The sequence below is a fragment of the Streptomyces sp. CB02058 genome (assembly GCF_001905505.1).
Classification (GTDB): domain Bacteria; phylum Actinomycetota; class Actinomycetes; order Streptomycetales; family Streptomycetaceae; genus Streptomyces.
The window spans coordinates 203190-215388 of record NZ_LIPG01000001.1 but is presented as its reverse complement, the minus strand read 5'-3'; the positions used below and the strand labels follow the sequence as shown (position 1 = coordinate 215388).

The window sequence follows — 12199 nt, the reverse complement described above, 5'->3', positions numbered from 1 at the left end:
CTTCGATCGCACGGTGTGTGTGCTGAGGCGCCGGTGGTCCTGACCGGCGGCGACGAGGCAGGGGCCGCACACGGCTCCCCCGCTCACGCCCCCGATGCGGCACACTGGACGTTTGGCCGTTCGCACCCGGGCGGCCACCCCACGCCGGAAAGGGCCGACGCGCGTGACCGGACCCCTCATCGTCCAGAGTGACAAGACGCTGCTCCTGGAGGTCGACCACGACCAGGCCGAGGCCTGCCGTCGTGCCATCGCGCCCTTCGCCGAGCTGGAGCGTGCGCCCGAGCACATCCACACCTACCGGCTGACCCCGCTCGGCCTGTGGAACGCCCGCGCCGCGGGGCACGACGCCGAGCAGGTCGTCGACGCCCTCGTGGAGTACTCGCGCTACCCCGTGCCGCACGCGCTCCTCGTCGACATCGCCGAGACGATGGCACGGTACGGCCGTCTCACCCTGTCCAAGCACCCGGTGCACGGGCTGGTGCTGACCTCCAACGACCGGCCGGTGCTGGAGGAGATCCTCCGCTCGAAGAAGGTCCAGCCGCTCGTCGGGGCCCGTATCGACCCGGACACCGTGGCCGTGCACCCCTCCGAGCGCGGGCAGATCAAGCAGACGCTGCTGAAGCTGGGCTGGCCGGCCGAGGATCTCGCCGGGTACGTCGACGGCGAGGCGCACCCGATCGAGCTCGACCAGGACGGCTGGGCGCTGCGCCCGTACCAGCGGCAGGCCGTCGACGGCTTCTGGCACGGCGGCTCGGGTGTCGTCGTGCTCCCCTGCGGCGCGGGCAAGACGCTGGTCGGCGCCGGTGCGATGGCGGAGGCCAAGGCGACCACGCTGATCCTGGTCACCAACACCGTGTCGGCGCGGCAGTGGAAGCACGAGCTGGTGAAGCGGACCTCGCTGACCGAGGAGGAGATCGGCGAGTACAGCGGTACGCGCAAGGAGATCCGCCCGGTCACGATCGCCACGTACCAGGTGCTGACCACCCGCCGTAAGGGGATCTACCCGCACCTGGAGCTGTTCGACTCCCGGGACTGGGGGCTCGTGATCTACGACGAGGTGCATCTGCTGCCCGCGCCCGTCTTCAAGTTCACCGCCGACCTCCAGGCACGCAGGCGCCTCGGGCTGACCGCGACGCTGGTGCGCGAGGACGGCCGCGAGTCGGACGTCTTCTCGCTGATCGGGCCCAAGCGCTTCGACGCCCCGTGGAAGGAGATCGAAGCGCAGGGTTACATCGCGCCCGCCGACTGTGTCGAGGTCCGGGTGAACCTCACGGACTCGGAGCGCCTCGCGTACGCGACGGCCGAGGCCGAGGAGAAGTACCGGTTCTGCGCGACGACCGCGACGAAGCGGAAGGTCACCGAGGCCCTCGTGCGCAAGCACCGGGGTGAGCAGACCCTCGTCATCGGGCAGTACATCGACCAGCTCGACGAGCTCGGCGAGCATCTGGACGCCCCGGTGATCAAGGGCGAGACGAGCAACGCGCAGCGCGAGAAGCTGTTCGACGCGTTCCGCCAGGGCGAGATCAGCGTGCTGGTGGTGTCGAAGGTCGCGAACTTCTCGATCGACCTGCCGGAGGCCACGGTCGCCATCCAGGTGTCCGGGACGTTCGGTTCGCGCCAGGAGGAGGCACAGCGGCTCGGCCGGGTGCTGCGGCCGAAGGCGGACGGGCACGAGGCCCGGTTCTACTCGGTGGTCGCGCGCGACACGATCGACCAGGACTTCGCGGCGCACCGCCAGCGGTTCCTGGCCGAGCAGGGCTACGCGTACCGGATCGTCGACGCGGACGAACTGCTCACGGAGAGCTGACGGGGGCCGGTCGCGTACGGGGCCCGGTCGGGCGCAGGGGCAGGCCCCGGTACGGGGCCGGTCCGGTGCGGCGGCCGGTACCGTACGGCGCCCGGCCGGGGCGGGCTCAGCGGTGGCGGCGGACGACGCCCGCCTCCTCCGCGTACTCGCCGAGTACGGCCACACCGAACGCGGCGCGCACATAGACGGAGACGGCGCGCACCACGTCCCCGGCGCGGTGGCCGCGCGGGCGGCCGGTGGCCGCGGTCGCGCCGTGCGCGGGCCCGGTCCTTCGCGGGTTCAGATAAAGGGTGCTCATGCATTCCATGGTGCTCCGCCCGGCCGCGCCCCGGCATCGGCCGGGCGGCCGAAGAATGTGCGGACCGGGGTCGCCCGCAGGACGGACCCGTCCCCTACGGGACGGACACAGGCTGCGGGCCACCGTGCCCCTCGTGGTCAGACGGTGACGACGATCTTGCCGACCTGCCGTCCCCGCTCCAGGTACCGGTGCGCCTCGACGATGTCGTCGAGGCCGAACACCCGGTCCACGGTGGGCCGCAGCGCTCCGGTGCGCAGGCCGGCGTCCAGGAAGGCCGCGATGCGGCGCACCACGACGGGGTCGAGCGTGTGCTCGAAGCCGGCGTAGCCGAGGACCGTGAGGGGCCAGTTCATCGGGAACGTCGCGGGCCGGGGGTCCAGCCAGCCCGCGGTGACCAGGGTTCCGCCGGGTCTGGCCGCCTTCGCCAGGTCCGCCAGACCGGGGCCCATGACGGAGTCGAGGATGACGTCGGCCCCGGCCCCGCCGCTGTGCCTGCGGGCGGCCTCCGCCACGTCCTCGTCGTCGGTGACGACGACCGCGGCGGCGCCCGCGGCCAGCAGGCGGTCCTTCTTCGCGGTGTGCCGGGTGACCGCCAGGGGAACGGCACCGATCTGCCGGGCGACCTGGAGGGCGGCCAGGCCGACGGAGCTGGAGGCGGCGGTGATCAGGACATGGTCGCCGGGGCGCGTCCCGGCCTTCTCCACGAGCGCGCCGTACGCCGTGGAGTACGCCACCCACAGGGCCGCCGCGCCGGTCGCGTCCAGCCCTTCGGGCCGCGCGACGACGGTGGCGGCGGGCACGGTGGTGTATTCGGCGTAGGTGCCGTTGAGGTCCATCGCCGGGACGGCGGTGACAAGGACCGCGCCGCCCGCTGCGAGCCCCTCGACACCGGGGCCCACCGCGTCGACGACGCCCGTTGCCTCGCAGCCCAGCCGGGCGTGCGGCAGACGGACCGGCCCGGGGTAGGACCCCGCACGCATCATCTGGTCGAGCCGGTTGACGCCGATGGCCTCGATCCTGATCCGTACCTCGCCCTCGGCGGGCTCGACGACCGGTTCCTCGGCGATGCGCAGGACGTCCGGTGCTCCGGTCCTGTCGAACACGACGACGCGTGGCATGGGGTGACCCGTCTTTCTCTCGGAGGGCTGCGCGCGGGGCGGCGGAAGGGCGCTCGGCCCTCCCGCGTGGGGCGGCGGCAAGGCGCTCGACGGGGCGCGGAAACTGGGGTGTTGCCCGCGTCCGGCGTCGTCGCACACAGACGAAACTACGGATCCGACAGGTACCTCCTGGTACCTTCCCGTCCCATGAGCCACTCGGCCGGAGACGTCTTCCTCGCCGACTGCCCCGCCCGGCTGGCGATCGAGATCATCGCCGACAAGTGGGCCGTCGTCGTGATCTTCGCGCTCAGCCGCTCACCGTGCCGGCACGGTGAACTGGTCGGCCTGATCGGCGGTGTCTCGCGCAAGGTCCTCACCCAGACGCTGCGCAGGCTCCAGGGCTACGGCCTCGTCGAACGCCATGCGTACGCCGAGGCGCCGCCCCGGGTCGAGTACAGCCTCACCGAGCTCGGCCGGACGCTCGTGGTGCCCATCGCCGCCCTGACGGAGTGGGCGGCCCAGCACGGCGAAGCCGTCGTCGACTTCCAGGAGTCGGAGCAGGACGGGTCCGCCGGGCAGGCGGCAGCGGTCCCCCGACGCGGGGACGTCCGGGCAGGCACCCCCGTCCGCCGAAGCCCTCCGGGCCCGTGATCTATTCGTTCGCCCCCGGAAGCCGCGATCGCTACAATCGCCCGTCTGCCCGCCTCCCGCACCGTGGTACCGGCTCGCCCTTCCGAGCGGCCGGCAGCCGGGGGAGCGCCGCCGACCGGACGGAAACCGGCCGACAACAGCCGCACGCGCCACTCGCGTGCGCATCTGTGTGTGTGAACGTCCCCGAGCGGACCGGGCGGTGAGCCCTGTCCGCCGTCCTGCGTCGACAAAGCCGGAGGCAAACACCGTGCCCGCGCACGAAGAGTCAAGCAATCCACTGGTCAGGGAGCAGGCGCATCTCGCCGCGTCCCGTGCCGCGCTGCGCGCCATGCGCGAGGACGTGCAGGCACTCGACATCCGCGACGTCACCGCGAACTGGGTCAACGCCGCAGTCCTCCAGGCACAGATCGACGACCGCATCAAGGCGCTCGCCGACCTCTCCCACACCCCGCTGTTCTTCGGGCGTCTCGACTATCTGCACGTGGTCGGGGCCGAGAAGGCGGAGGGCGCCGAGGGAGAGCAGTTCTACATCGGGCGCCGCCATGTCCACGACGCGCAGGGCGACCCGATGGTCATCGACTGGCGCGCGCCGGTCTCCCAGCCCTTCTACCAGGCCTCCAGGAGCAACCCGCTGGACGTCGACCGGCGCCGCCGCTTCGGCTACACCGGCGGGGAGCTGACCGCGTACGAGGACGAGCACCTCACCGACCCCGCGGAGGAGGAGCAGACCAGCAGGCTGCTCCAGGCCGAGATCGAGCGGCCCCGTGTGGGTCCGATGCGCGACATCGTGGCGACGATCCAGCCCGAGCAGGACGGGATCGTCCGCAGCGGGCTCGGCGGGACGGTCTGTGTCCAGGGAGGCCCCGGCACCGGGAAGACGGCCGTGGGCCTGCACCGTGTGGCGTACCTCCTGTACGCGCACCGCGAGCGGCTGGCCCGCACGGGCACCCTGGTGATCGGCCCGAACCGCTCGTTCCTCCACTACATCGAGCAGGTGCTCCCCGCGCTGGGCGAGCTGGAGGTCAAGCAGGCCACCGTGGAGGACCTGGTGACCGCCCGCGTCGAGGTGCGCGGCACGGACGAGTCGGCCGCCGCGGTGATCAAGGGCGACGCCCGCATGGCGGAGGTCCTGCGGCGGGCGATCCGCTCGCACGTCACACCCCCGGTGGAGCCGGTCGTGGTGGTGCGCGGCTCTCGTCGCTGGCGGGTCCCGGCGTACGAGATCGAGGAGATGGTGGCCGAGCTGCTGGCCCGCGACATGCGCTACGGCGCGGCGCACGAGGCGCTCCCGCAGCGCATCGCGCACGCCGTCCTCGTACGGATGGAGGAGGCGGGCGAGGCCCCGGACGACCGGGTGCAGAACTCGGTTGCGCGCAATCCCGCCGTGAAGGCGGCCGTGAAGGCGATCTGGCCGGCGGTGGAGCCGGCGAAGCTGGTGCTGCGGCTTCTGACGGACGCCGGTTTCCTGGCGGAGCACGCGGAGGGACTCCTCGACGAGGACGAGCAGAAGCACGTCCTGATGGCCAGGCCCGCCCGCAGTGTGAAGTCCGCGAAGTGGACGGCGGCGGACGCGGTCCTGATCGACGAGGCCGCCGACCTGGTGGCCCGCACGCACTCGCTGGGCCATGTCGTCATCGACGAGGCCCAGGACCTCTCCCCCATGCAGTACCGCGCGGTGGGCCGCCGCTGCTCGACCGGTTCGGCGACGGTGCTCGGCGACCTGGCGCAGGGGACGACGCCCTGGTCGACGCAGAGCTGGGAGCAGGCGCTGTTCCACCTGGGCAAGGCGGACGCGGTGGTGGAGGAGCTGACGGCTGGCTTCCGCGTGCCGCGCGAGGTGATCGCGTACGCCTCCCGGCTGCTCCCGGCGATCTCGCCCGGTCTGTCCCCGGTGGAGTCGGTCCGTGAGACCCCGGGTTCCCTGGACGTACGGGCGGTGGCCGAGGGGGACGCGCTGGACGCGGCAGTGGTCGCGGCGTGCGAGGAGTCGCTGCGCCACGAGGGCTCGATCGGCCTGATCGCGGCCGACGCCCGTGTCCCCGCCCTGGCGGAGGCCCTCGCGGCGGCGGGCCACAGCGTGCTGGCCCCCGGCGAGGAGACGACGGCCGACTCCCGGCTGACGCTGGTCCCGGCCTCGCTGGCGAAGGGCCTGGAGTACGACTACGTGGTGCTGGACGAACCGGCGGCCGTGGTCGACGGGGAGCCCGACGAGCGCACCGGCCTGCGCCGTCTGTACGTGGCGCTGACGCGTGCGGTCTCGGGCCTTGTGGTCCTGCACGCGGCGCCGCTGCCGGAGCGGCTGGGCTGAGGGCTGCGCCGCGAAGCCCCAGGCCGATGGCGGGTCCTGGGGCCTCGTTCGTGCGGCGAACGCGGTTGTGCGGCCGGTCAGCGGTTGAGGACTTCCTCGATCTTGGTGGCCACCTGCTTGGCCTGGATGTCGCGGCCCTTCGCGTTGGGGTGCGCGTACCAGGGGATCTTGGTGCCGAGGAGCTCGAGCTGGGATTCCTCCAGCAGGCCGCCGATGCCACGGTCGGCGCCGTCGCACGCCGTGTTGGCGCCGGTGCTGGCGTAGAGGTCGACGTAGTCGGCGCCGCCTTCGGCGTCGGCGGCGGCCTTCTTCATGGCGTCGTTCAGCCGCTTCTGGATCTGGTCCAGGACCGGCAGGGCGTCCTGGGGGATGTCGGCGAACGGCAGCTGCGTCTGGCCGGGCGCAGCGGTCTGGCACTTGGTGGTGTCCTCGGGCACGAGCCTGGGGTAGCCGACCAGGACGCGCTTCGCGTCGGGGGCGAAGTAGCCGATGCGGTCGAGCAGCTCCTCCAGCTCATATCCGACCCGCTCGAACTGGCCGTCCAGCCACTGCTTCCCGTCCCCGGTCTCGAAGAACTCACCGCACTTGGCAGCCGGCTCATCCGTGTCCACCGGGTCTCCCGGCAGCAGAGAGGGCTTCCGGAGTTCGTCGGAACACTGCTTCAGGATGCGGTTGAAACCCAGTGTGTTGCCGCCCAGGCTTCCCACGGTCAGCTGGGTGTCCTGCTTGAGGGCGTCCTGCTGCGCCGGGAGCGTCCCGGCGCCGAAGGGCAGCTCCTGCTTCTCCCAGAAGTGATGGAGGAGGGCGCCTCCGCAGGAGACGTCGGCCTGGAGGTTGAGCGTGATGTCCTTGTCGGCCAGGCGCCGGGTGGCGACGGCGGGATAGTTGTCCGTGGCCTGGAAACACCAACCCCTCTCGCTGTCCTGGTTGTTCACGGGAGAGATGCCGAAGTTGGCGGTGTAGGAGTCGCCGAAGAAGACGGTCGGCACCGGCTCGGTGGGCGCCGCGGCGGCACCTCCCGCCGGGACGGCGAGCGCCAGGCAGCTGCCGAGCGCGATCGCGGCGGCGGCCCGCCGCCGCGCCCTGGGAGTGGTGGTGGTCCTACGCATGGCTGAAGACATGGCTGTGCCCTTTCATCGGGGCCCACGAGAAGAGGAAGCGAGAGGGATGTAACGCAAGGTATTCATTCACATGCGGAACGTGATGGTCCAGTCGTGGTGAAGCGCAACCGGGCGATCTTGGTCGGCTACCCCCATGGAACACAGCCCGGCTACGCCTTCGTCTTCGGTCCTTCCGCGTCGAGGTGCGGCAGGATCCGGTCGAGCCACCGCGGGGTCCACCAGGCGGCGCGGCCGAGCAGGGTCATCACGGCGGGCACGAGGAGCAGGCGTACGACGGTGGCGTCGATGAGGACACTGGCGGCGAGGCCGAGGCCGAGCATCTTGACCACGATGTTGTCGCTGATGAGGAAGGCCGCGAAGACGCTGACCATGATCAGCGCGGCGCAGGTGATGACCCGCGCGGTGATCTCCAGGGCGTGCGCGACGCTCGCCCTGGGGTCGCCGGTGGACAGCCATGCCTCGTGGATGCGGGAGAGCAGGAAGATCTCGTAGTCCATGCTGAGGCCGAAGACGATGGCGAACATCATCATCGGCACATAGCTCTCGATCGGCACGTCGCCCGACACCCCGAGCGCCGGTCCGCCCCAGCCCCACTGGAAGACGGCCACCACGACCCCGTACGAGGCCGCGATCGACAGCACGTTGAGCAGGGCCGCCTTGACCGCGACGAGCAGCCCGCGGAACACGGCCAGGATCACGAGGAAGGCGAGGGCGACCACCACGGCGATGATCAGGGGCAGTCTGCTGGAGACGATGTCGAGGAAGTCGACCTGGGCGGCGGTCGTGCCGGTCACGTAGCCGTGCGCGGCGGTGCCGGACACCGCGTCGGGCAGGACGTCGTCCTTGAGGTGGTTGACCAGGCTCGTGGTCCGCTCGTCCTGCGGCGCGGCGACGGAGTAGGCGGTGGCCGTGAGGACGTCCCCGTCGGACGTGGCGGTGAGCGGGGTGATGACGGACGCGTCCGGCACCTTGGAGAGGGCCTGTCCGGCCTGGCTCGCCAGGGCGGACCGGTCGTCCTGCGACACCTTGCTCTGGTCGATCACGATCGTCAGCGGACCGTTCGAACCGGGGCCGAACGCCGAGGACATGAGGTCGTAGGCCCGCCGGTCGGTGAAGGACTTGGGGTCGGCGCCGTCGCCGATGTGACCGAGCTGGATGAAGAAGACGGGGAAGGCCAGGACGGCCAGGACGACGACGCCCGACGCCAGGAACCACCACGGTCTGCGCTCGACGCGCTGGGCATAGCGGTGCCAGGTGCCGGTCTGCCGCTCCCCCGGTCCGGCGTTCACGTCGCCCTCGATCTCGGCGATCGGCCGGCGGACGTGGATCCGGTCGATGTGGCGGCCGATCAGTCCGAGCATGGCGGGCACCAGGGTGAGCGCCCCGAGCACCGCCGTGACGACGGTGACGGCGGCGGCAACGCCCAGCTTGCCGATGAAGCCGATCCCGGAGACCCAGAGTCCGCAGAGGGCGATGATCACCGTGCATCCGGAGAGCAGCACGGCCCGGCCGCTGGTGCTCGTGGCCGAGCCGGCGGCGGCGACCGGGTCCTTGCCGTCCATGAGGTTCTGGCGGTGCCGGGTCACGAGGAAGAGGGCGTAGTCGATGCCGACGCCGAGCCCGATCATCGTGGCCAGCGTCGGCGAGACGGTGGCGAAGGTGGTCGCGGCGGCCAGCAGCCCCAGGAGGGCGAGCCCGCAGACGACGCAGATCAGGGCGGTCACCAGCGGCAGCAGCGCGGCGACGAGACTGCCGAAGCCGATCAGCAGCACCAGGACGGCCACCCCGAAGCCGATGGCCTCGCTGGTGCGGTCGTTCGCATCGGGCCGGGCCAGCTCGCCGAGCGAGCCGCCGTACTCGACCTCGGCACCCGCCTTGCGCAGCGGTTCGACGGCCGAGTCCACACCGTCGAGGTAGCCGTCCCCGAGCGTGGAGGGCTGCTCGCTGAACCGGATGGTGATGTACGCGGTCTTCCCGTCGGTGGAGAGCGGCCCGACGTCCGAGCTGCCCGAGCCGCTCTGCGTCGTCAGCGGGTTCTGGACGGACAGCACGTCCGGCAGCTTCTGGAGGCTGCCGACGACCGTCGACATCTGGCTGCTCAGTCCGGTGAGCGAGGCGTCCGCGTCGTACACCACCACCTGGCTGCTGTAGCCGCCGGCCGTCGGGGCGTGCGCCTCCAGCACGTCGAGGCCCTCCTGCGACTGGGTCCCGGAGATCGAGAAGTCGTCGGAGTAGTCACCGCCGTAGGCGTGGTGCAGGGCCTGGAGCGCGGCGAGCGCCGCCAGCCAGAGCACGATGACGATCACGAAGTGGCGTGCGCACCAGGCGCCGGTGGCGTGCAGCACGCCCGGGCGGCGCGCAGCCGTGCCGGAGCCGCTGGGGGGCTGTGGTCGGGGCACGTGAACTCCGGGGCTGGACCGGACACCTTGGACAACCAGCATTCAAGGCCGGTTCCGCCCCGACGGCACTCCGGCGGGTGGGAACGGGTGAGGGACGGGGCGCGGGGACGGACGCGGCGACGGGTGCGCCGGCCCGTCCCGCCCGTCCCGTCTCACCCGTCGAGCGCCGTGCGCCACTCCCGTACGGCAGCCACGTCCACCGGCCCGTCCCAGCCGCCCGGCCGGGCCGCGCCGCCGATGTGGAAGGCCTCGATGCCCGCGGCACGCAGGCGCGGCAGGTGCTCCAGGCGCAGGCCTCCGCCGACCATGATCTGCGGCTCGTAGCCGGGCAGGTCCGCGTGCTCCGCTTCGGCCAGCAGGGTGTCGATGCCCGCGTCGACACCACGGGGCGAGCCCGCCGTGAGGTACGTGTCCAGCCCCGGCAGGTCCGCGAGGTGCTTGCGCAGGACGTCGCGGTCGGCGGCGCGGTCGATGGCGCGGTGGAAGGTCCAGCGGCAGCCGTTCAGCTCGGCGACGAGCCGTTCGACGGCGACGAGGTCGGCGTGGCCGTCCTCGTCGAGGAAGCCGAGGACGAATTCCTCGGCGCCCGCCGCGCGCATCTCGCGGGCCTTCTCCACCAGGACGCCGATGTCACCGGCGGCGAAGCCGTCCGTGACCCTGAGCATGACCCGCAGCGGGATGTCGACGGCGGCCCTGATCGCCATGAAGGTCTCCACCGAAGGGGTCAGGCCGTCGGCCGCCATGTCGGTGACCAGTTCGAGGCGGTCCGCGCCTCCCGTCTGCGCCGCGACCGCGTCCTCCGCGTCGAGAGCGATCACCTCCAGAACTGCACGGTTGCTCATGGTCTTCCATTCCCTCGGAGCGGCTACGGACTACAGGTCTAGTCCAATAACCAGACTACGGGCCCGTCCCCCGCCGCGCAGCTCCCACGATGAACGCGTACATGAACATGCGCGAGGCCGCGGCGGCGTCCATGGGCGGACGCGCGCCGCGGCCTCAGGGCTCACGGGGCGGGGATGTCAGGGCTGGACGGGCATCGACCAGCAGTTGGAGGTGGCCTTCCGCCCCGAGAGACGGTCGGTCAGCCAGGAGATGGCGCTGCCCTGGTCGGTGAGGAGCGGGGCGAGGTGGTTGGTGAGGATCTTGTCGCCGAGGTTGGGGAGCAGGACCGCCTCGTACGTCACGTTCGCGCCCTTGCGGCACCAGTCCACCGCGAGCTGCCTGGCCTGCGCGTGCCCGACGATGTCGTCCTGCACACCGGTCACGACCCGCACCGGGGCCGCCGGCTTCAGGGTGCCGATGCGCTGCCGGTCGAGGATCGCCTGGAGCTTCGGCTCGGCCGCGATGATGTCGGCGATCGGCTTGCCGCTGGCGGTCCACTTCTTGCTGCTGGTGAAGCCGTGGCCGAGGATCGCGTCGCCCACGCACATGGTCGAGGTGTCCTTCAGCGCGGCCTTGCCGACGTCGTTGGTGTTCGCGTCGACGATCGCCTTCAGCGACGGGTCGGTCTGGGCGAATCCGTTGATCGACCAGCCCAGCGCTCCGGCCAGGGCGCTGCCGTCTATCCCCTTCATGACCTCGGTGAGGTCGGCGGGCGGCGCTCCGGCGTAGGCACCCGCCAGATTGACGTCGGGGGCGTAGGAGGGCTGGAGTTCGGCGGCCGACGCGGCGGCTCCGCCGCCCTGGCTGTAGCCGTAGAGGCCGACCCTGGAGGAGGAGGTGAGCGAGCTGCCCGCGACGGAGCGCGCGGCCCGGGCCGCGTCCAGGAGGGCGTGGCCCTCGTCGAGCCGGTTGACGTAGGTGTGGAGACGGTCGGTGGCGCCGAGGCCCACGTAGTCGGTGACGACGACGGCGGCACCGGCGGCGAGGAAGCGGTAGGCCGCGATGTTGTCGTAGCCGATGGAGACCGTGCCCTCGCCGATGGTCAGCGGGTTCTGGAGCGACAGCGAGGGGGCGCACTGGTCGCCCTGGCCCATGGTCCCCGAGGCCAGCGCCACGAGCGGGCGGGGGCCGCCGCCCTTCCAGGCGGCGGAGGGCTCGATGTAGGCGCCGGTGACGGCGACGGGCGCGCCGTTCGCGTCGGTGGACTTGTACATCAACCGCGTCGCGGTGCCGGGAAGCCGGCGGCCGTCCAGCCCCGGGAGGCTCACACCGAGGGGCAGCGGCTCCGTGCGGACGAGGGACCCGTCGGCGGAGGGCAGCTGCTCCGGCGGGTCGTAGAAGGCGGGGATGGTCACACCCCGGGAGACCACCGGCTCCGAGCCGGCGGCACCGGAGGCCGACGCGGGCACGGTCGCCGCGCCCAGGCAGGCCGCGGCGGCCACCGAAGCGGCCAGCAGGCGTCCCGTACGGCGTCCCGGCCGACGGGCTCCATGGAGGTGGGGGGCGTTCTCGGTCGAGCTCGAACGGGTGGTCTTGCGCGGACTCACGGCTCACTCCTCGCTCTGCTCCGATGGCTGTCCGCGCAAGCTAGCACCGCCGGGTTACCCGAAGTAACTCGTCGGTAAGTTACGCTTCG

Annotated in this window: 9 protein-coding genes; 3 read left to right on the top strand and 6 right to left on the bottom strand. The window is 71.9% G+C overall.

From position 1 onward, the window contains the following. Positions 1-163 precede the first annotated feature (163 nt). Positions 164-1807 (top strand): DNA repair helicase XPB, encoded by a 1644-nt coding sequence (locus AMK10_RS01085; protein WP_073743852.1) that lies wholly within the window; start codon positions 164-166, stop codon positions 1805-1807. A gap of 106 nt (positions 1808-1913) precedes the next feature. On the opposite strand, the gene AMK10_RS01080 is transcribed toward AMK10_RS01085, so the two are convergent. Together AMK10_RS01080 and AMK10_RS01075 are read right to left on the bottom strand one after the other, a co-directional pair. After that, entirely contained in the window at positions 1914-2105 is a 192-nt protein-coding gene (locus AMK10_RS01080; RefSeq protein WP_198959600.1) for a hypothetical protein, read from the bottom strand. 137 nt (positions 2106-2242) lie between these two features. Beyond that, on the bottom strand, positions 2243-3223 hold the full coding sequence (locus AMK10_RS01075) for a zinc-dependent alcohol dehydrogenase family protein (protein ID WP_073743848.1): 981 nt from the start codon (positions 3221-3223) through the stop codon (positions 2243-2245). 186 nt (positions 3224-3409) lie between these two features. Between AMK10_RS01075 and AMK10_RS01070 the strand changes: the two genes are divergently transcribed. Then, positions 3410-3853: a winged helix-turn-helix transcriptional regulator gene (locus AMK10_RS01070; protein ID WP_079180589.1), complete on the top strand. Its 444-nt coding sequence runs from the start codon at positions 3410-3412 to the stop codon at positions 3851-3853. A gap of 247 nt (positions 3854-4100) precedes the next feature. Beyond that, positions 4101-6161 carry a HelD family protein gene (locus AMK10_RS01065; protein ID WP_073743846.1) on the top strand — a complete coding sequence of 687 codons (2061 nt, stop codon included), beginning with the start codon at positions 4101-4103 and terminating at the stop codon, positions 6159-6161. Between the two features lie 77 nt (positions 6162-6238). Here AMK10_RS01065 and AMK10_RS01060 read toward each other — a convergent pair whose 3' ends face one another. The 4 genes from AMK10_RS01060 to AMK10_RS01045 all read right to left on the bottom strand — a co-directional run bounded on the left by AMK10_RS01060 (position 6239) and on the right by AMK10_RS01045 (position 12110). Then, complete coding sequence (locus AMK10_RS01060; protein WP_241839455.1) at positions 6239-7282, bottom strand: SGNH/GDSL hydrolase family protein; 1044 nt, start codon at positions 7280-7282, stop codon at positions 6239-6241. A gap of 149 nt (positions 7283-7431) precedes the next feature. Next, on the bottom strand, positions 7432-9681 hold the full coding sequence (locus tag AMK10_RS01055) for an MMPL family transporter (protein WP_073743842.1): 2250 nt from the start codon (positions 9679-9681) through the stop codon (positions 7432-7434). A 152-nt stretch (positions 9682-9833) separates the two neighbouring features. Continuing rightward, positions 9834-10523 carry a copper homeostasis protein CutC gene (locus tag AMK10_RS01050; RefSeq protein WP_073743840.1) on the bottom strand — a complete coding sequence of 230 codons (690 nt, stop codon included), beginning with the start codon at positions 10521-10523 and terminating at the stop codon, positions 9834-9836. A 177-nt stretch (positions 10524-10700) separates the two neighbouring features. Beyond that, positions 10701-12110: a lipase family protein gene (locus AMK10_RS01045; RefSeq protein ID WP_073743838.1), complete on the bottom strand. Its 1410-nt coding sequence runs from the start codon at positions 12108-12110 to the stop codon at positions 10701-10703. Positions 12111-12199 lie beyond the last annotated feature (89 nt).

Excerpts from the sequence above, each read along its gene's own strand:
- AMK10_RS01050 (WP_073743840.1), bottom strand. The coding sequence starts at position 10,523 with ATGAGCAACCGTGCAGTTCTGGAGGTGATCGCTCTCGACGCGGAGGAC.
- AMK10_RS01080 (WP_198959600.1), bottom strand. The coding sequence starts at position 2,105 with ATGAGCACCCTTTATCTGAACCCGCGAAGGACCGGGCCCGCGCACGGC.
- AMK10_RS01070 (WP_079180589.1), top strand. The coding sequence starts at position 3,410 with ATGAGCCACTCGGCCGGAGACGTCTTCCTCGCCGACTGCCCCGCCCGG.
- AMK10_RS01060 (WP_241839455.1), bottom strand. The coding sequence starts at position 7,282 with ATGTCTTCAGCCATGCGTAGGACCACCACCACTCCCAGGGCGCGGCGG.
- AMK10_RS01075 (WP_073743848.1), bottom strand. The coding sequence starts at position 3,223 with ATGCCACGCGTCGTCGTGTTCGACAGGACCGGAGCACCGGACGTCCTG.